Raw genomic sequence first — 18,384 nt, 5'->3', positions numbered from 1 at the left:
CGCGATCGAGGGTGTGCGACGCACCACCTCCCGCGCCGCCGAGGGCGGATCGGTGTCGGGACGCGGAAACTTGCCTCGGCGATCCGCCTGTCGAGGGCCCCTCGCTCGGCGCATGATGGAAGCTCACCCACGATCCCGAGGAGGCGTCATGCGCGTCTTCGTCACCGGCGGATCGGGGCTCATCGGCTCCGCTCTCGTCTCCGACCTCCGTCGCCACGGTCACACGGTTCTCGCCCTCGCCCGATCTCAACGGGCGTTGCACACGCTGCAGTCGGCGGGGGCCCAGGTGATCCAGGGGGACCTGAGGACGCTCGACGTGCTGCGCCAGGGCGCGACGGCGTGCGACGCGGTCGCCCACCTCGCGTTCTCCTCGGACTACGTGAGCACGATGTCGGTCGCCGCGAGCATGCGTGAGGAGTCGGGTGCCCTGCAGGCCCTCGGCGACGCGCTGGCGGGCGGCGACCGGCCAATCGTCGCCGTGTCCCTCACACCGATCGTGCCCGGCCGGGCCTCCGTGGAGACCGACCCGCTGCACACCGACGGTGTCGTCGGCGAGCGTGCCCGCGCCGTCGACGCCCTGCTCGCGCTCTCCGCGCAGGGGCTGCGCAGCAGCGCCGTGCGGATGCCGCGCACCGTTCACGTGGGCGGCGAGGGTGGCTTCGCCGGTGTCCTCGTCAAGGCGGCCCGTCAGACCGGTGTCGCCGGGTATCCCGGTGACGGGGACCAGCGGTGGCCTGCAGTGCACGCCGAGGACGCGGCGGCCCTGCTGCGACTCGCGCTCGAGCGGGCCGAGCCCGGGGCGGTGTGGCACGCCGTCGCCGACGAGGGCGTGCCCGTGCGGGAGATGGCCGAGGTGATCGGTCGCCGCCTGGGACTCCCGGTCCAGGCCACGCCCGCGTTCTCCTTCGGGGCGCTCGGCGAGATCGCCGCGCTCGACCAGCCTGCGAGCAGCGAGTACACGCGTCGGACCCTCGGCTGGGAACCCACGCACCCCGGCGTGCTCGCGGACCTCGAGAACGTGCACCCCTGAGGCTCCCGGTCGGCAGGCGGGCGACGCCGAGACGCGGGCGACGCCGCTCGCCCGGGGCTCACGGCGATCGGGGCCCCGACGGATCGGGGAGGGGCCGACCGGTCCCGGGCCGACCCGCCGGAGCGCTCTTCCCCGCACCCAGGCCGGCGTCGCGAAGAGCGTGGCTCACGGCCAATCAGATCACCAGATGGAGCCCGAACAGGATGATCAGCAACGGGATGAGGTAAGCCGCCCAGACGAGGGGGTCTGCGATGGTCATGGCAGAACGGTAGGGCGTTCATCCGGGGTGTGGGCCGCCATCAGGCCTCGAGGTGGCGGCCGAGGAAGTCGAGGGCCCGCTGCTGCAGGTCGGGGTGGGTGTAGAACACGGGGTCGGCGTGCCCGCCGTCGACGAGGACGACCTCGGTGGGGACCCCGGCCCGTTTCAGGGCGGCGGCGACACGGCGGGACTGGGCGTCGGGGACGAGGCAGTCCTGTTTCCCGTGAAACAACAGCGTCGGTGCGGCGGCGGGCGAGACGTGGGCGAGAGGACTCGCCGCGTCGGCCACCGCCGCCGAGGAGGGAAGGGCCGGGTCGACGCCGAGGAGTCGGCCCTCGGGTGATGCCTCTCCGGACTCTCCTTCACCGCATCCCGCGGCCACCCGATCGGCGACGAGACGTCGCAGGTCCGAGACCCCGTAGTAGCTGACGACCGCGACGATGCGGCAGCGACCCCCGGAATCGGCGACGCGGCCCGTCTCCCGCTCCTGGCGCGTCGTGCCGACGAGCTGTGCGAGGTGACCGCCCGCGGAGTCGCCGATGACGGCGACTCGCGTGGCGTCGAGGCCGTACCGGTCGGCGTGGGCGTGGACCCACCCCAGCGCAGCTTCCACGTCGTCGAGTTGCGCCGGTATCGGGGCGACGTCGGTGAGGCGGTAGTCGACGCTCACCGTGGCCCACCCTCGATCGAGGAGGACGGCACGAAGGGCGGCGAAGTCCTCGCCCTCGCTGCTCTCCCATACGCGGCGACTCCCCTCCCGCCACGCCCCGCCGTGGATGAACACGACGACGGGACGCGCGCCCGGATGACCGTCGGGGACGGTGAGGTCGAGGACCTGGGCCTCGTGTCCGTCGGCGACGTAGGGAAGACCGACGAGGTGATGGGCGGTCATGGGCGCGGCAGCCCGAGGTCCTGGTCGGGAGTCAGCGGCCCGACCGGGGCCCGGGCGAACGAGGCGGGTCGGGGAGCCGTCGTCATGGCGCCAGGCTCTCACGGGCGAAGGAGCCGCTCGGTACACGACCGCGGTGGGCCCGGAGGGCACGGCCGGGTCGCGGTGGTCAATCGAGGCAGAACTCGTTGCCCTCGGGGTCCTCCATCCAGATGAACCCAGCCTCGAGTCTGCCGTCGGGCTCGACGCGACGGATCTGTCGGGCGCCGAGGGCGACGAGGCGGTCACTCTCGGCCTGGAGTGCCGACATGCGGGCCTCGCCCTGCGCGCCCGGAGCGGCACGCACGTCGAGGTGCTGACGGTTCTTGGCGGTCTTGCCCTCGGGGACGCGTTGGAAGAACAGGCGGGGCCCCTGCTCGCCCTCGGGCGGGACCGCGGCGGAGCGGGTGTGACGGGCCGACTCGGGCACGCCCCAGGCGTCGAGAGCGGCCTCCCAGTCCGCGAACCCGGGCGGTGGCGGCTCGAGGCGGTACCCCAACACCTCGCACCAGAACGCGGCCTGGGCGTCGACATCGGCGCAGTCGAGGGTGATCTGGACGGTTCGGGATCGCATCGGTGTCTCCTCGATCAGGGGATTCCAGCACACCACATCCGGGGGCCGCCGGCCCCCGCCGCGTCGGCGCAGACGAGCCGCGTCCCGACGACCCGCATGTCCCGCCGTGCACGCCCGCCGCCCGGACGCGGCCCGTCCTCACGTGTCGAGCATGTCCCCCGAGAGGAACTCGGCGTAGGCGGGCAGGTCGAGCTGACCCGAGCCGGAGACGCCGATGAGGATGACCGGGCTGGTGCCGTCCTCGGCCGCCTGCCGGGCCTGGCGCAGGGCCCCGGCGATCGCGTGGGTCGACTCGCTCGCCGGCACGATGCCCTCGGCGCGGGCGAACAGCACTCCCGCCTCGAACGCCTCCCGCTGCTTGACGGCGACCGCCCGCAGGAGACCCTCGTCGTAGCAGTGGCTCACCAGCGGCGCCATGCCGTGGTACCGCAGCCCTCCGGCGTGGACGGGGTCGGGAACGAAGTCGTTGCCGAGCGTGTACATCTTGAGCAGCGGGGTCATGCCCGAGGCATCACCGAAGTCGTACCGGAACTCGCCCTGCGTGAGGCTCGGCGCGGCGGCCGGTTCGCACGCGACGACGTCGACGCTCGCGCGTCCCTCGAGGTTCTCCCGGAGGAACGGGAAGGCGATGCCGGCGAGGTTGGACCCGCCACCCGCGCAGGCGAAGAGGTGATCGGGCATCGACTCGCCGAAGCCCGCGAACTGGCGGATGGCCTCCTGACCGATGACGGTCTGATGGAGGGCGACGTGGTTGAGCACGGAGCCGAGCGCGTAGGAGGCCTCGGGGTCGGCGACGGCGAGTTCGACGGCCTCGGAGATCGCCATGCCGAGGCTGCCGGTCGTGCCGGGGAAGCGTTCGTTGAGCTGCCGTCCCACCTCGGTGTTCATCGAGGGCGAGGGCTGCACCTGCGCGCCGAACGTGCGCATGAGCAGGCTGCGGTAGGGCTTGTTCTCGTAGGTGTTGCGCACCTGGAAGATCTCGCAGGTGAGACCGAAGACCTGTGTCGCGAAGGCGAGCGCCGCGCCCCACTGGCCCGCGCCGGTCTCGGTGGTGAGCCGGGTCTTGCCGGCGAGCTTGTTGAAGTACGCCTGCGGCACCGCGGAGTTCGTCTTGTGCGAGCCGACCGGTGACTCGCCCTCGTACTTGTAGTAGATCCGCGCGGTCGTGCCGAGGGCCTGCTCGAGGCGCCGGGCCCGGTGCAGCAACGAGGGACGCCACAGCCGGTAGATCTCCTGCACCGCCTCGGGGATCTCGATCCACCGGTCCGTGCTCATCTCCTGCTCGATCAGCTGGAGGGGGAAGATCGCCGTCATGTCCTCGGCGCTCATCGGCTCCTTCGTGCCGGGGTGCAGATGCGGCGCGGGTGGCGTCGGCAGGTCGGCGACGATGTTGTACCAGTGCGTCGGGATGTCGGCCTCCTCGAGGAAGACCTTCGTCTTGGCGGAGTCGGGACGCGCGGCGGCGGGGTTGGTCTCGGTCACCCGGTCACTGTAGGTCGGGCGAAGTGGCCACGGGCCGCGCGGAGGCGGGCAGCAGCCTCGACAGCCTGGTCGACGTGCGCAACCACCTGCGTGCGCCGCCGTCCCGCCGTGCGCCGCCGTCCCGCCGTGCGCCGCCGTCCCGCCGTGGGTCGGGTGCCTCCCCGTGCCCGGGCCTCTGCCCGCGGTCGCGACCGAACTCGTGGCCGTGACGCCGGGCGGCGAGGTCGAGGCGTTGCCGCAGGGTGCGGGGCGGGTTGGCCGTGGCGTCGAGCACGACCTCACGGCGGGCGAGTTCGGCCTCCGCCTCGGCGTGACGCCGGTGGAGGCGTTCGCGGATCTCGTCCGGGGTGTAGGAGGCGCGGCGGCGCTCCTGGCGCACGGTGAGCGCACCGGTGGCGACGAGACCGGCGACGCCCGCGGCGCCGAGGAGCTTCCACCACGTCCCGGCCGAAGGCCTCAGGGAGGAGGTGCCGGAGGAGCGAGTGCGGCGCGACATGTCGAGAGTGTGTCAGCCCGCGGAGGTGAGGGCACCCGGCCCGTCAGCACGCCTGGAAGGCCGGGGCCTTCGCCGCCTCCGGTGCCGCGACCCCGGCGCCCACCGCCATCTCGATCTCGGCCCTCGGATCCATCCCCGGGGCCGGCTCGGCGGGTGTCCCGGGTTCCGACCGGGCCGCGCGGCTCCCGAGGACCTCGGCGACGAGCATCGCGAGGAGGATGAGACCGCCGCCGAGCAGCAGGGTGCGGGTGACGGACTCACCACCCCAGAGCACGGCGAACACCGACGCGAACACCGGCTCGAGGGTCATGACGATGGCCGCGCGCGTCGCGGGCATCCGGGACTGTGCCCAGGCCTGGGCCCACATGGCGAGCGCACCGGCGAACAAGGCCATCCACACGATCGCGGCCCACCCACCCGGCGTCGCGGGCAGGATGATCCCGCCGTCGGCGAGGCCACCGACACCGCAGGTGAGGGCGACGCCGAGCATCATGACGACCGCCATCCCGTCGGCCTTCTCGGGGGAGACGTAGCGACTGAGCGCGATCATCTGCAGGGCGTAGGCCCCGGCCGAGGCGAGCGTGAGCAGTTCACCCGTGCCGAGACCGGCGAAGCCCTCACCGCCGCCGAAGCAGAGCACCGCGAGCCCGGCCGCCGACAGCGCCACGGCAATCCAGGTCACCCGGGGCAGCTGCTCGCCGAAGAGGAGCAGCGCGAGGAGCGGGGTGAGCACGACGCACAGGCCGGTGAGGAATCCCGAGGTCGACGCGCTCGTGGACGCGAGGCCGTAGGTCTGCAGCAACTGCGCGAGGCCGTAGACGACGCCGATGAGCAGGGCCGTGACGACGTCCCGCCGCGTGAGCGCCACGAGTCGGCGGCCGAAGATCGCGAGCATCGCCACCGCGGCGATGACGAAGCGGATCGCCGAGAGGTCGTTCGGCGGCACGGTGTCGACGAGATCGCGGATGAGGAAGAACGAGGAGCCCCACACCGCCGTGACGAGGACGAGCGCGAGGGTGGCCAGAGACGCGTCTCGTCGCCGCGCCGCGTCGGGCGTCGCAGCGGTGAGGGTCGGCGTCGTCATGGTCATGAACTCGACGGTACGGACTCGGCGACCCATCAGTCTATCAACTGTTCCGAGGGGTTGATTAGGATTCCTACATGTTGAGCAGTCTTCACCTCGAGGCCCTCGCCACCGTCTGCGACGCCGGGACCTTCGAACAGGCCGCGGCCGAGCTGCAGGTGACTCCGTCGGCCCTCAGCCAGCGCATCAGCGGCCTCGAGCGGCGACTCGGCCGGGTGCTCGTGCGGCGCTCGCGTCCGGTCACGCCCACGGCGGACGGCGAGATCGTCCTGCGGCTCGCGCGGCAGACCGTGCTCCTGCAGGCGGAGTGTCTGGAGGCGTTCGCCGACGCCGAGGGGGCGGAGCAGGTGCGTGTGTCGGTGGCGCTCAACGCCGACACCCTCGGCACGTGGTTCCAGGAGGTGCTCGCCGATGTCGCCGCGGAGGGGCGGCTCGTGCTCGACCTCCGGATCGAGGACGAGTCGCGCACGGCCGACCTGCTGCGGGCCGGCGAGGTCATGGCGGCCGTGAGCATCGACCCCCAGCCCATCCAGGGGTGCACCGTCGAGCCGCTCGGGCTCATGTCCTACGTGCCGGCGGTGTCGCCCGACCTCGTCGATCGCCTCGGGTTGGGCCGGGCCCACATCGACGACCTCGGTCGGATGCCGATGCTGCGCTTCGGGCGGGACGACGACATCCAGCCCGCGTTCCTCATGCGCAGTGGTCACGCGGAGGCGCGTCCGCCCGTCCACCACGTGCCGTCCAACGCCGAGTTCATCGCGGCCACCCTCTGCGGTCTCGGGTGGGGCGCGATCCCCCTTCCGCAGGTGCGGGCCCCCATCGCCGACGGGTCCCTCATCCCCATCCAGGGCGCGGGCACGATCGAGGTGCCGCTCTACTGGCATCGGTGGCGCGTCGATTCGCCGACCCTCATCCACCTCACCGAGCTCGTCACCGGTGCCGCACGGGTGCACCTCCAACGCCCCACGAACGGCGGGTGACCCTCCCTCGGCGCCCCCCTTCGCGGGCACGTCGGATCGGGGTGGGCCGTGGTGCACTGGGTCCATGGCCACGACGCTCGCCGACGCCCTCGCCCACGCCCGGACCGGCGACGTCTGGCTGTTCCGGGGCACCTCGGGCGCCGACCGCGCGATCCGGATGCTCACGAACGCCCCCGTCAACCACGTGGGGATGGCCGTCGTGCTCGACGACCTGCCACCGATGATGTGGCACGCCGAGCTCGGCCGGTCCCTGCCCGACCTGTGGACCGGCACGCATCATCGCGGTGCGCAACTGCACGACCTCGAGGCCGCCGTCCGTCGCTGGGCGGAGGTGTACGGCCAGCAGGCGTGGCTGCGGCAGCTCGACCCGGTGCCGGCCCGCAACGCCGAGGACGCCCTCCTGCGGACGATCGCCGTGTGGGACGGCGCCTCCTTCCCCCGCACGTCGCAGCTCGCCTGGCGGTGGCTGCGGGGTCGGTCCTCCTCGATGGCCCTCGTCAGGCGGCTGCGGAGCGAGTTCCCGACCACCGCCCCGGATCAGGCGGGCACGGCCGCGGCGGCCTACTGTGCCGAGCTCGTCGCCGTCGCGTACGAGGCGATGGGCATCGTCGAACCGGGACGTCCGCCGAACTGGTATGACCCCGGCCGCTTCTGGAGCGGTGACGACCTGCCCCTGCGTGAGGGGTGGACCCTGTCCCCGGAGATCCCCGTCGAGGTCCACGGCGGCGGAGTCCGCACCACTGGCGAGGCCCCCGGCATGCTGGACCGGACACCCCGTCGGCGGGGGTGGCGTCGTCGGCGCCGTGCGCTCGAGGACCCGCCGACGTCATCCCGATGAGCGCGCACCTGTCGGTGGCCGCGTCAGGGCGTTCCCGTCAGCGCGTTCGCCGGAGGTCGTCGAGAAGGACGGGCAGATCCTCCTCCTCGTAGCGGGGATCCTCCATCCGCCACGGCGTGGCACCCGGCAGACGGGAGACGAGATCGTCGACGATGGCGCGCCCCGTCGGGTCACCGTCGGCCCGCACACGCAGGCGGACCCCTGAGTGCGCGAGGCCGGCGAGGAGCCGATGCGCGGCGAGCCCGGGGCGGCCATAGGTGCAGATGAGCGGTGCGGAGGCCGCCCCCAGCGTGCGAGCGGCCGACTCGATGACCGACGGGTTCTCGCAGACGAACACCTCGCGCACCTCGCCGAGGGGGGACACCTGCACCGGCAGGGACCGCAACGTGAGCCAGAGCGGCTCCTGCGGGGCGGCGCGCGAAAGTCGCGCAGCGGCCGAATCGCCGCGGAGGGGGAGTCCGAGCACGAGCACCGTCGACGACACCTCGTCGCAGAGCACGCCGACCCCGGCCCACGACCGACGCCAGGCGTCGGCCTCGACGGGCACGGTGGAAAGGGCCGAGGTCCCCTCCGTCGTTCCCGCGGCGAGACGGGCTGCGGCCCGCCCGAGCGGACGGTCACGGTCGAGGGCATGGGCATCCCCGAAGACCCTCGCCGCGAGCACGGCGAGGAGGACGGGCTCGTCCGAGGGACCGGGGAGAGCGGCCCAGAGAGCAGCGAGGTCATGGGCTCGCGCGAGCGGTCGGGCCGATGGCAGGCACCGTCTCTCCGCTTCGGCGACGAACTCCGCGCCGTGGCCACGCAGGGCGGCCGACAACACCTCGGTCGCCGCCGACCGTTCCGCCGCTCGCGCGTCGGCGGCGACCCGGCGCTCCTCGGCGCGGTCACGCAGCGGTCCGCCGACGGCGGTGAGGAGTTCCTCGAGGGTGACCCCATGTCGGGCGAGTGCGCTCGCGAGCAGCGCGAGGGGCAGTGGCCCACCACCACTCTCCCAGGTGGTGCCGAGGAGCCTCCCCACCTCGGCGCGTTGCGTTCGCGACAGCGTCGGCGCCACCTGGGCCCGTGCCCCGACACGGCCGGACTCCACCCGCTCCCTGACCATGCCGAGCACGAGGCTCGGCCCGTCGTGTCGTGCCCAGCGCAGGATCTCGGGTGGGATGCCGCCGCTCACGTGGTCACCGACGCGGAGAACAGATCGTCGCCGTCGCCGTCGCCGTCGTCGCCGTCGCCGTGCGAGGCGGACGCGGACCGACTGGTCGGCAGCGGCAGATCGATCGGGGTCAGCTCACGACCGGCCCACAACTCCAGGAGCAGATCGGCGCCCGGCTGGGGGTGAGGCGCCCGGACCACCTGGTAGATCGCGGCGGCCGGGACGACACGGGAGTTGACCAGCCGCCCCGGCCCCGCGATGAGGACGTCCAGATCGAACTGCCGCAGGAGGTCGAGCACGGTCGCGCGGTTGTCGGTGTCGAGGCCGTCGAACGCCTCGTCCAGCCACAACGGCCGTGGAGCGCCCGACAAGCCGGAGTAGAGAGCGGCGAGCGTCGCGATGAGCGGGGTCATGAGCATGACGACACGGGCGCCACCCGAGGCATCCGCGTAGGCCGACGGCGTGAGCGGTGCCCACGAACCGCCTGTCCCGGAACGCTTCTCGAGGCCGACGTCGAACCACAGCCGGTAGTCGAGGGCCACGGCGAGGTCGGTCGCCCAGTCCGTGTGACCTGCCGCGCTCGCGGCCTCCTTCGCGCCGTCGACCCTCGCCCTGAGGAAGGACCGCACCTGCGCCGCGACCGTGGGGTCGAGCAGCGCCGCACCGCCCACATCCTCGAGCGCGGCAAGGACCTCGCCGGTCACCCCCGCCAGCGGAGTGAGCTTGAGTCGCAGGGCCGTGCGCGTCGTACCGGTGGGATGGGCGGCGAGGACGTGGTTGATGTCGGCGACCAGCCGCCGCATCGAGGCGAGCCTGTCGCGAAGGTGGTTGATGAAGGTCGACCCGAGCAACTCGCTCAGCAGGGCCTGCATCCGCTCGTCGTAGGCCGCGGCCAGGGTCTCGTGGATCTCCCCGAGCCGGACGGCGGCGTGCCGCGGACTCCACGCGGCCCCGGTCGAGTCGACGACGACCGTGACGGTGGGGATGTCGCCCTCGTCGTCGAGTCGCACCGACCGTCCTCCGGCCTCCAACGACGACCGAAGTTCGGCGACCGCCGTCGTGAGGCGCTGGAACCGGCGGTCGACCTCACGCGCCTGCTCGTCCTGGCTGCTCGGCCAACCGCGGATCTCCACCGCCTCCCGGACGGCCGCCACCTGGGCACGTGTGGCCTCCACGCTCGTCGAATCCGCCTGTGGCAGGACGATCCCGGCCTCGTCGACCAGACCCCCGTCGACGAGGCCACGGAACCGGTCGTACACGGAGTCCCGGCGTGCGCGCGCCGCGTCCCGGTCCGCCTCGGCCCGGCCGAGTTCGCTGCGGAGAACTCCACTGCGGACCGCGAGCTCGGTGGCCTTCTTTGTGAGCCGCGTGAGTCGTCCCCGACCGGCACGGACGGACTCCTGCAAGCCCTCCACCCGCTCGAGGATCTCGCGGTCGTCGGCGCCGACGGCCGCCTCGACGACGGCCGCCTGGGCACGGGTGGCGTCGAGATCTCTCGCGACGGCGTCCTTCTCCTCGGCTCGCCGGCGCGAGAGGACCGCGGCCTCCTCGGCGCGCTTCGCGACACGGGCTTGCTCACCACGGCGGAGATCGAGGACCCGCTGCTCCGCGATCACCGCACCGAGCGCGCGTTCCGCCTCGTCGATGCGGGCGGCGAGCGCGTCGATCTCGGTGAGGACCGTGGGGAGTCGGCGGCTCGCGGCGTGTTCGTGCAGAGCGGCCCGGAGGACGTCGGCGGCGGCCCGGGCCTCCTGCGCCGCACGCTGGGCCCGCCGGCTGCGGGTCGCGGCCTCCTCGGCCGACTCGGCGCGCCGTTCGGCCTCGTCGATCTGACGGCGCAGCGGCTCGTCGTCGGGGCAGGCCGCGAGGCCGGCGTCGAGGTGTGCCCGCGCCTCCTCGAGGAGGGCGTGCCGCCGGCGGTGCGCCTCCGCGCCCTCCCGAACCTCGTCCCGTCGCCGTTCGAGTTCGGCGATTCGCCGCTGCCGACCGCGTTCTCGGGCGTCCTGCCCGATCCACTCCGCCTGCCCATGCACCGACACCGCGTGTCCGGAGAGCAGCGGCGTCCGCCACCGCCCGTCGAGTGTGACGACGTAGCCCGACCCACCGGCGCCGTCGTCGCCGCCGTGGCCGTCATCGTCGCCGTGGCCGTCATCGGTCGTCATCGCGACGGCCGCCAGCAGGCGGGCCACGACCCCGCCGAGGCCGTCGTCGCCGTCGGCCGCCTCGAGCACATCGGCGAGGCAGGGCCCGGCGATCGGCTCCGTCGGGACGCGGAGATCGACGATGGTGTCGGCCTCGTCACGGGCAGGCAGGTGCACCCCGTCGTGCGTCACCCACGCGTCGAGGATCCCGGCGGCAGCGAGTGCGGCTTCGAGATCGGCGAGGTCGTCGTCCTCGGTACGGGGGTTGACGAGCCGCCACAGCGGTGCGCCGTGTGGCCCCGGTGCCGGGCGCGCTCGACGTGCCCACCCCACCGGCTCCGGGAACGACGGGTCCACGGTGTCGTGCAGACCCGCGATCTCAGCGTCCAGGGCGGCGATCTCAGCTTCCCGACGACGGATCTCCTCTCGGGTCGAGGCGGCGTCCTCGAGGAGTCGGGCTGCCGGGGCCGCGTACCAGTCGCGACGGGCGGCGTCCTGGAGGCGTTCGCCCGGCTCGTCGCCAGGGAGACCGTCGACCCAGGCGTCGACGACCCCGGGGGGCGGGGTGGGCTCCAGCGTGGCCGCCCACCGGGAGACCGCAGCGGCGAGCACGTCACGGGCCGTCTCGGCGGCGGCGCGCGCCGACTGCGCGCTCTTCTCCGCGTCCGCATGGTCCGCCGCATATTGAGCGGCGATGTCCTCGTGGACCTGGGCGGTCGAGTGTGCCTTGTCGAAGCGTCCGTGCAGCTCTCGCGCGTGGCGGGCGTCCGCGGCTCGCTCGTGCAGCGCCTGCCGCAGCCGCGACAGATCCGCGCAGGTGGACTCGGGGAGTCCGGCCTCCGTGACGCGCGTCGCGAGGGTCGCGGCCTGGGCGCGGACCGCCTCCTCCGCGGCACCGGAGTCCTGCCGGGCGCGGGCGAGTTCCTCGCGTGTCTCGGCCGCCTGCCGATCGGCGCGTTCGCTCTCCTCGGTGGCCCGCCGGAGGTGGCCCTCGATGCGGGCGAGGTCTGCGTGCAGCTGGGCCAGTCGGTCGAGGCGCCCTTGAGCGTTGCGATATGCCGTCGACTCACGCAGTTCGGTGAGCGACCGCTCCTCGACCTCGACGCGGCCCTCCTCCGCCACACGCTCGGTCGTCACCGCCTCCGCCTCCGCGTCGACCTCGCGCAGCGTCGCCTGCGCCTCGCGCACCCGCCGCGTCACCGCGTCGAACTCGGTTCGCGCGGCGGCGCCGTCGTCGGCGACGATCCGGAGCCGCGCGGCGGCCCACGGCAACCAGGACCGGGTTCGGAACGTCCGGACCGACTGTGCGGCCTCCTTGGCCGACCGGGCGTCGGCCTGGACCTGGTCGAGTTCATCCCAGCCCGCGGTGAGCGCGTCGATCTCCTGCTGGGCCAACTCCGGCAGCGCCTCACGCAGCTTGCCGGTGACGAAACCGACGTTCAACCGTTCGCCGAGCTTGGGCGTGCGGGTCGTGCGCAGCAGTTTTCCGATGCCGTCGAGCTGGTCGCTCGTGCCGCCGAGCAGGCGGGCGGCGACCCGCTGGCGATAGGCCGTGGCCGTCGGATGCTGCTCCACGGCCTCCGCCGCCCGATCCGGTGGGACGACGGCACGGTCGAGGACGAGGTCGACGCCATCTCCCACGCGGGAGCCGTCGATCGTGCACCACCGCGGCGTGAACGACGTCGAGGCTCGCCTGACCCGCGCGAACATCGCCGTCGTGAAGAACTGGGCGCCGTCCTCGGTGAGACGGCCGTACTCCACCCACAGCCACCCCTCGCTGGTGGAGGCGTCGGCCGGTCGCCGATCGTCGTCGCGGCCCGTCGGCTCGACGTAGTACCGGAAGGTCTTGCCGTGTTCGCCGAGCGTGTCGATGTTGGCGCTCGCGACGCTCCCGAGCCAGGGGATGAGCGTCGTCATGGCCATGAGTGAGGACTTGCCCGTCTCGTTGCTGCCGGTGAGTTGAGCCCAACCGTCGGCGAACCAGTACTCCGCGACCTCGAACTCCCACAGGTTGACGACGCCCGCGCGTAGGGCCTGCCACCGGTCGTGCCGGTGGGGGAGGGGCAGCCCACCGGTGCGCGCGGCGTCTCGCCACGCCCGCAGGTGCGCATCGTCCGCGCGGGCCGGGTCCGCGACCGGCGTCGTCGGGCCGTCGCCGCGGTCGGTGGTCGTCATGAGGGGTCCTCCACATCGAAGAGCGCGGGGGTGGCGTCGGCGCCGTTCGGAGATGGTGGAGCGATCGGGCGGCGGTCGGTCGAGCCGGACGTGGCCCCCGTCTCCACCGTGCCCATCGTCTCCGCCGTGCCCATCGTCTCTGCCTTGAGCACGGTGTCCGCCGATGGCTCGTCGGGCTCGGGAGTGCTGCCCCCGGACAGCCGGGCCGCCCGGTACCGGCCTGCCGCCGGACGGAACACCCAGTCGCCGTCCGTGACGGTGAGGAGACCGGCCTCGGCGAGTTCCCGCTCGGCCTCGCTCCGGACCACGGCGTCGGAATCGAGGTGCGCGGTGAGTCGGGTGGACCTCCTGATATCGGCGACGTGCGCATCGACGGTCGCCCCTGGGCAGCGCCGAAACCCGGGCCGCCCCGTCACCGGGTGGGCGACGGCACTGCACGACTCGAGAAGTCGCAGCGCCACCCACGCGACGGTGGTCACGGCCGGGAAGGGGACGGTGGCGGCCTTGGCCCAGCGCTCCTCGGCCGGCAGGACGAGCACGAGGGCATCGCTGCGGACCTCGATGGTCCCGCCCGTCATCTCCACGGCGTCGGCGATCAGGCGTGATCGCTGAAGACGCAGGTAGTCCACCTCCTCGGGGGTGAGGTCGGCCAGCTCGAGGGACTGCGTCTCCACGAGGGTGCGAAGGAGCCGCGCGCGCCGGGAGTCGACGACGTCCTCGTCGGCGGGCGGAGGACCCTCGAGGGCCAACGTGAGGACGTGCGGGTCGACGATGAGCAGGAGGGCGTCCCGGTCGAGGACGAACCCCGCGCCGATGCCTCGCCCCTCACTTTCCCAGGAGTCGAGGGTCTCCTCGTCGTGGGTGCGCCGGTCGAGGACACCGAGGTCGGTGAGTCGGGTGAGGGCACGCACGAGGTCGAGGCGGTGGGATCGGCGGTCGGGATCGTAGGGGGTCGTGCCGGCGGTGAGCGAGGCGCGTCGCACGGCGTCGGAGAGGTCCTGGATCGTCACGGAGTCGCCGGTGGTGTCTTCCAGCGCTGCGGCAGCGAGGAGCAGGAGGACGAGTTCGCGTCGCCGCACGGGAGGGCCGGCCGGGATGGCGACGGCGCCGCGGAGCGGGGTGCGGACGAGGCGGTACTGCCCACCGACCGTGAGGATCCGGTACCCGAGACGTGCGCACCACCGTTCCAGGGTGGCGCGGTAGCGGGCGATGTCGCGATGGAGGTCCGGGGCCGACCGGGACCCCACGAGCGGTCTGCCGAGGAGCCCGACGAAGGCCTCCTGCTGCTCAGGCAGCGAGAACCGGGTGTGGGAGGCGAGGCTCATCGCCGTCCCCCTCTCATGCGTCGATCTCGACGAGGGCGTCGTCGAGGACGAGTCGCCCGGCGGGCAGGTGGAGGACCGCGGAGGCCGCAGGGGTCACGGGGGTGAGGCGGAGGGTGCGGCGGCCGTCCGAGGAGGTGCCGCGGTAGCACCCGCGGGAGTCCGGTGCCCCGGCGCGGGCGATCTGGATGAGGTCGAGGAGCAGCTCGGCCTCGACGGTCTCGATCTCACCCCAGGAGGAGAGGGTCGTGCCCGAGCGCGCGATGAGCCGGGACTCGGCCTCGGCGGTACGGGCTCTCGTGCGGGCGGCCTCCATGCGGGCGAGGGAGCGAGCGGCGGAGGTGTCCCGGATCCGGGGGGCGCGCCCGCTGAGCGCGCGGGGCCCTTGGAGGCGGAGGCGACGCTCGATCGGGACGGGTGGGGCGTCCCAGGTCGACGTCTCAGCGCGTGCGTCGACCGGCGGTGCGGTGAGCCCGAGGTGCCGAGCCCCGTAGAGCCCGGTGGCCGTGCACCACACCCGCCACGCCGCATCGTCGTCGGTCGCGGTCTCGAGGGCGGTGGCGAGGCGGAGGAGATCGGCGCTGCGGCTGATCGCCCCACCGACCGCGAGGAGAGTGCGGTGGCCCCGCAGCAGGGGCGCGACGGCGTCTCGCATCTGGAGGCGCAGGGCGCGCGCCTGCGGGCGGGGGCCGGTGAACCATCGCTGGACGGTGCCGAGGGTGCCGCGCAGTTCGGCGACGACCTCGGCGACCCGGTCATCGTCGGCCGCCGCACCGAGACGCGCGAAGGCAGGCCCGCGCCACGCCTCGTCGGGGAAGGCCTCGAGGGCGTCCGCAGCGTCGGCGATGCGGCCGGAGTACACGTCGACGCCGGCGCCCCACATGTCGACGTAGTCGACCACCGTCTGAAGGAGCCGGGCGACCTTGTCGGGGTCGGGCGCCCCGCTGAGACCCGCCGCGAGTCGGGCCTGCCACCGCCCCGCGGTGCGAGCCATGTCGACGATCGTGGTCTGAACCTGCGCGAGCGCAGTGCTCGCCACCTCGGGGTCGGGGACGAAGGCGGCCACCGCGGACTCCAGCTCGGCGGCGAGGATGGGCGGCGCAAGGACCGCGGAGCTCGTGCGGGTGTCGTGCCCGGCGTCGATCTCGCGGGCGAGGGCGTTGACGGCGGCGCCCTGTTCGGTGAGTTGGTAGCGGGCGCGGTTGCGCAGGAAATCCGCCTCGGTATGGGCCTGGTCCTGCCACGTGTCACAGGTGCGCCAGGCCACGAGTTGTTCCATGCGTCTGGCGAGGGCGTCGGGGTCGGCCAGGGCGTCGAGGACAGCGCTGGTGGACTCCGACCGGACGTGGTGCTGCACTCGGGCGGCCACGAGGTGGGGCAGTTCGTCATGGGGTACGCCGGTGAGTCGGCGTGCCTGCTCGTCGGCGAGGACGTCGACCAGGAGCCGGTACTGCGTCGCGTTCGGGCTCGTGAGGTAGGACGCGGCACCGATGGCGCCGGGGAGCCCGAGCAGGCGCAACGCCTCTTCCACCGCGTCGACACCCACTGACGGTTCGACCACGCGAGCGGTCGACGACGGTGCGTCGTCGCTGCTCATTCTCGACCTCCCCTCACCCGAGCACAGGACATCACACTCCACCGACACCACTTCGATGTGCCTGGTGTGTACCTGCGCGTGGACCCGGGGTGCCGGCTCAGCCGCGCAAGCGGTACCCCATCCCCCGCACGGTCTCGAGAATGTCGGGACCCACCTTGCGCCGCAGGTAGCGCACGTACACGTCGACGACGTTCGACCCCGGGTCGAAGTCGTACCCCCACACGTGGCTGAGCAGTTGTTCGCGGGACAGCACCTGCCCGGGGTGGCGCATGAACGTCTCCAACAGCGTGAACTCACGGGCCGACAGGTCCCGCACCCGCCCGTCGACCCGCACCTGCCGTGAGCGCACGTCGAGGCTGATCCGCCCGGTCTCCAACTCCATCGCCGCCGGGTCGGGTGAGGCGGGGGCGCGCAACCGCAACCGGATGCGGGCGAGCAGTTCGCCGAAGGAGAACGGTTTGCTCATGTAGTCGTCGGCGCCGCCCTCGAGCCCGGTGATGGTGTCGGCGGCGGAGTCGCGAGCGGTGAGGACGATGACCGGCAGCGAGGACCCCGCGCCGCGCAGCCGGCGCAGCACCTCGAAACCGTCCATGCCGGGCAGGCCGACGTCGAGGATCAGCAGGTCGTGCTCGCCGCCGACGGCGTGGGCGAGGGCCGACGGACCGTCCTGCACGATGGTCGTCGTGAAGCCGCCGGCGCCCAACCCCTTGGCGACGAAACTGGCGATGCGGGGTTCGTCTTCGGCGATGAGGATGCGGCTCATCGCCGGTCACCGCCGACGACGGGCAGACCCGGGGTCGGTTCGTCGGGGAGCCCGCCGAGGGAGTCCGAGTCGTCCACGTCGTCCGAGCCGTCCGCGGGGGCGTCGGCGAGGGCCTCGGCCGGGAGTTCGACGACGAACCGTGCCCCGCCGGCCGCGCTCGCCGCGGACACCCACGCCGTGCCGCCGTGAGCCTGCGCGATGGCCATGACGATCGCGAGTCCGAGCCCGCTGCCGCCCTCACGGCCGGTCGAGCCGGAGCGGTGCCGGTCGAAGATCCGGAACCGCTCGGTGGGTGGCACTCCCGGGCCGGTGTCGCGGACCCACAGTTGGACGCCGTGCGGCCCTCCGGCACAGCCGAATCCGATCTCGTCGCCGGGGCCGGTGGCCTCGACGGCGTTCGCGGCCAGCTGCAGCAGTGCCTGGGTGAGGCGGCGGGGGTCGCCGCTGATCCACACGTTGGAGAGCTGGTCGATGACCCAGCGGCGTTCGCCGAGGGTGCGGGCCTTGGCGAGGCAGTCCTCGACGAGCAACGCGGCCTCGCACTGCTCCAGGCGCACGAAGTCGGGGCGTCGGGCCTTGGCCAGCACGATGAGGTCCTCGACCAGCCCGCTCATCCGGTCCAGCTCGTCGACGGCGAGGGTGCGCACCCCCTCGACGTCCTCGGGGTCGTGGGCGTCCATGAGTTCGAGGTGGCCGCGCAGCACCGTGATCGGGGTGCGCAGTTCGTGGCCGGCGTCGTCGAGCATGCCGCGCTGTGCGCCGAGCGCCTCCTGGAGCCGGTCGAGCATGCCGTTGAACTGCCGCGAGAGGTCGGCGACCTCGTCGTCGCCGTGGACCTCCAGCCGCCGGGACAGGTCGGTCTCCGTGATCGACTCGGCGGTGTCTCGCAGCTCCTCCATGGGCCGCAGCAGGCGCCGGACCAGCAGCGACGCCGCCACCAGCAGGACGAGCCAGGCGATGACGGCGCCCGCCGCGTAGGAGCGGATCGTGGCCTGCATCTCCGCGAACTCGCGGTCGAGGTAGTACAGCGCGACGTAATGTCCGCGATCACCCCCCTGCACGACCGGCATGACGGCGTAGGAGATCCGCCCATGCCCCGCGGCGTCGTACTCCCCGAAGGCCGGCGAGTCATGCGCCGTCGCGAGCTCCCGGAAGTCCTCGTCGGTGTGCACCTCGCCGCCGCCGTCGGCCTGCACGATGGTCGAGCCGGTCAGGTAGCCGACGTGGATCTCGTTCTCGTCGGGCACGTTGCGCTGCATGGAGACGGTGAAGAGTCGCTCGGCGTCGCTGAAGGGTTGCCCCGTCTCGGGGTCGATGCCGGAGGAGGCCAGCTCGGTGAACTCGCGGATCTCCTGCGCCAACTGCCGTTCCACCCGCGACTCCACCCGCTGGCGTTCCAGGAGGAGGGCGGGCGCGCCGGCGCCGAGCAGTCCGACCGCCGACAGCAGCGCGATCGAGCCGAGGACGCGGCGGCGCAGTGAGGGCCGGCGCCACCCGAAGGTCGCTCCGGCCCCCTCGACCCCCTCGGCGGCCGACGCCGGCGGAGCGGCGCGCTCAGCGCGCAT

General features: G+C 73.2%; 14 protein-coding genes. 3 read left to right on the top strand and 11 right to left on the bottom strand.

The features are described from left to right. The first annotated feature begins 148 nt into the window (after nucleotides 1–148). Complete coding sequence (locus tag RT054_RS15120; RefSeq protein ID WP_312721336.1) at nucleotides 149–1,030, top strand: NAD-dependent epimerase/dehydratase family protein; 882 nt, start codon at nucleotides 149–151, stop codon at nucleotides 1,028–1,030. 299 nt (nucleotides 1,031–1,329) lie between these two features. Here RT054_RS15120 and RT054_RS15115 read toward each other — a convergent pair whose 3' ends face one another. From RT054_RS15115 to RT054_RS15095, 5 genes are all read right to left on the bottom strand, one after another. Next, entirely contained in the window at nucleotides 1,330–2,181 is an 852-nt protein-coding gene (locus RT054_RS15115; protein WP_313025205.1) for an alpha/beta hydrolase, read from the bottom strand. Nucleotides 2,182–2,347: 166 nt separating this feature from the next. After that, nucleotides 2,348–2,791, bottom strand: coding sequence for a VOC family protein (locus RT054_RS15110; protein ID WP_313025202.1), 444 nt, complete (start codon nucleotides 2,789–2,791; stop codon nucleotides 2,348–2,350). Between the two features lie 138 nt (nucleotides 2,792–2,929). Beyond that, nucleotides 2,930–4,273 carry a TrpB-like pyridoxal phosphate-dependent enzyme gene (locus tag RT054_RS15105; protein ID WP_313025200.1) on the bottom strand — a complete coding sequence of 448 codons (1,344 nt, stop codon included), beginning with the start codon at nucleotides 4,271–4,273 and terminating at the stop codon, nucleotides 2,930–2,932. 4 nt (nucleotides 4,274–4,277) lie between these two features. After that, nucleotides 4,278–4,769, bottom strand: coding sequence for a hypothetical protein (locus tag RT054_RS15100; RefSeq protein WP_313025197.1), 492 nt, complete (start codon nucleotides 4,767–4,769; stop codon nucleotides 4,278–4,280). A gap of 43 nt (nucleotides 4,770–4,812) precedes the next feature. Next, nucleotides 4,813–5,859, bottom strand: a complete 1,047-nt coding sequence (locus RT054_RS15095) for a DMT family transporter (protein WP_313025194.1) — start codon at nucleotides 5,857–5,859, stop codon at nucleotides 4,813–4,815. Between the two features lie 71 nt (nucleotides 5,860–5,930). Between RT054_RS15095 and RT054_RS15090 the strand changes: the two genes are divergently transcribed. Both RT054_RS15090 and RT054_RS15085 read left to right on the top strand, forming a co-directional pair. Next, nucleotides 5,931–6,833 carry an ArgP/LysG family DNA-binding transcriptional regulator gene (locus tag RT054_RS15090; protein WP_313025191.1) on the top strand — a complete coding sequence of 301 codons (903 nt, stop codon included), beginning with the start codon at nucleotides 5,931–5,933 and terminating at the stop codon, nucleotides 6,831–6,833. A 64-nt stretch (nucleotides 6,834–6,897) separates the two neighbouring features. Continuing rightward, nucleotides 6,898–7,671, top strand: a complete 774-nt coding sequence (locus RT054_RS15085) for a hypothetical protein (RefSeq protein ID WP_312721351.1) — start codon at nucleotides 6,898–6,900, stop codon at nucleotides 7,669–7,671. A 37-nt stretch (nucleotides 7,672–7,708) separates the two neighbouring features. Here the strand turns inward: RT054_RS15085 and RT054_RS15080 are convergent, their stop codons facing one another. The 6 genes from RT054_RS15080 to RT054_RS15055 form a co-directional block, all read right to left on the bottom strand. Next, nucleotides 7,709–8,842 (bottom strand): TIGR02679 domain-containing protein, encoded by a 1,134-nt coding sequence (locus RT054_RS15080; protein WP_312721353.1) that lies wholly within the window; start codon nucleotides 8,840–8,842, stop codon nucleotides 7,709–7,711. Next, a complete protein-coding gene (locus RT054_RS15075; protein WP_313025186.1) occupies nucleotides 8,839–13,137 on the bottom strand; it encodes an SbcC/MukB-like Walker B domain-containing protein in 4,299 nt (1,432 codons plus the stop codon). The genes RT054_RS15080 and RT054_RS15075 overlap by 4 nt, the downstream gene beginning before the upstream one ends. Then, nucleotides 13,134–14,462, bottom strand: coding sequence for a DUF2398 family protein (locus RT054_RS15070; RefSeq protein ID WP_313025183.1), 1,329 nt, complete (start codon nucleotides 14,460–14,462; stop codon nucleotides 13,134–13,136). The genes RT054_RS15075 and RT054_RS15070 overlap by 4 nt, the downstream gene beginning before the upstream one ends. Before the next feature lie 13 nt (nucleotides 14,463–14,475). Continuing rightward, nucleotides 14,476–16,056 (bottom strand): DUF2397 domain-containing protein, encoded by a 1,581-nt coding sequence (locus tag RT054_RS15065; RefSeq protein WP_313025180.1) that lies wholly within the window; start codon nucleotides 16,054–16,056, stop codon nucleotides 14,476–14,478. Nucleotides 16,057–16,153: 97 nt separating this feature from the next. Further along, nucleotides 16,154–16,819 (bottom strand): response regulator transcription factor, encoded by a 666-nt coding sequence (locus RT054_RS15060; protein ID WP_313025177.1) that lies wholly within the window; start codon nucleotides 16,817–16,819, stop codon nucleotides 16,154–16,156. Then, entirely contained in the window at nucleotides 16,816–18,384 is a 1,569-nt protein-coding gene (locus RT054_RS15055) for a HAMP domain-containing sensor histidine kinase (protein WP_313025175.1), read from the bottom strand. Before RT054_RS15055 ends, RT054_RS15060 begins: the two co-directional genes overlap by 4 nt.

It is taken from the genome of Mobilicoccus sp., from assembly GCF_032060985.1.
GTDB lineage: Bacteria > Actinomycetota > Actinomycetes > Actinomycetales > Dermatophilaceae > Mobilicoccus.
The sequence above is the reverse complement of the archived record's forward strand: the minus strand, read 5'-3'. Positions and strand labels throughout refer to the sequence as shown.

Coding starts and splice junctions, on each gene's coding strand:
- RT054_RS15120 (WP_312721336.1), top strand. CDS start 149: ATGCGCGTCTTCGTCACCGGCGGATCGGGGCTCATCGGCTCCGCTCTC.
- RT054_RS15115 (WP_313025205.1), bottom strand. CDS start 2,181: ATGACCGCCCATCACCTCGTCGGTCTTCCCTACGTCGCCGACGGACAC.
- RT054_RS15110 (WP_313025202.1), bottom strand. CDS start 2,791: ATGCGATCCCGAACCGTCCAGATCACCCTCGACTGCGCCGATGTCGAC.
- RT054_RS15100 (WP_313025197.1), bottom strand. CDS start 4,769: ATGTCGCGCCGCACTCGCTCCTCCGGCACCTCCTCCCTGAGGCCTTCG.
- RT054_RS15095 (WP_313025194.1), bottom strand. CDS start 5,859: ATGACCATGACGACGCCGACCCTCACCGCTGCGACGCCCGACGCGGCG.
- RT054_RS15090 (WP_313025191.1), top strand. CDS start 5,931: ATGTTGAGCAGTCTTCACCTCGAGGCCCTCGCCACCGTCTGCGACGCC.
- RT054_RS15085 (WP_312721351.1), top strand. CDS start 6,898: ATGGCCACGACGCTCGCCGACGCCCTCGCCCACGCCCGGACCGGCGAC.
- RT054_RS15075 (WP_313025186.1), bottom strand. CDS start 13,137: ATGACGACCACCGACCGCGGCGACGGCCCGACGACGCCGGTCGCGGAC.
- RT054_RS15070 (WP_313025183.1), bottom strand. CDS start 14,462: ATGAGCCTCGCCTCCCACACCCGGTTCTCGCTGCCTGAGCAGCAGGAG.
- RT054_RS15065 (WP_313025180.1), bottom strand. CDS start 16,056: ATGAGCAGCGACGACGCACCGTCGTCGACCGCTCGCGTGGTCGAACCG.
- RT054_RS15060 (WP_313025177.1), bottom strand. CDS start 16,819: ATGAGCCGCATCCTCATCGCCGAAGACGAACCCCGCATCGCCAGTTTC.
- RT054_RS15055 (WP_313025175.1), bottom strand. CDS start 18,384: ATGCGCGCTGAGCGCGCCGCTCCGCCGGCGTCGGCCGCCGAGGGGGTC.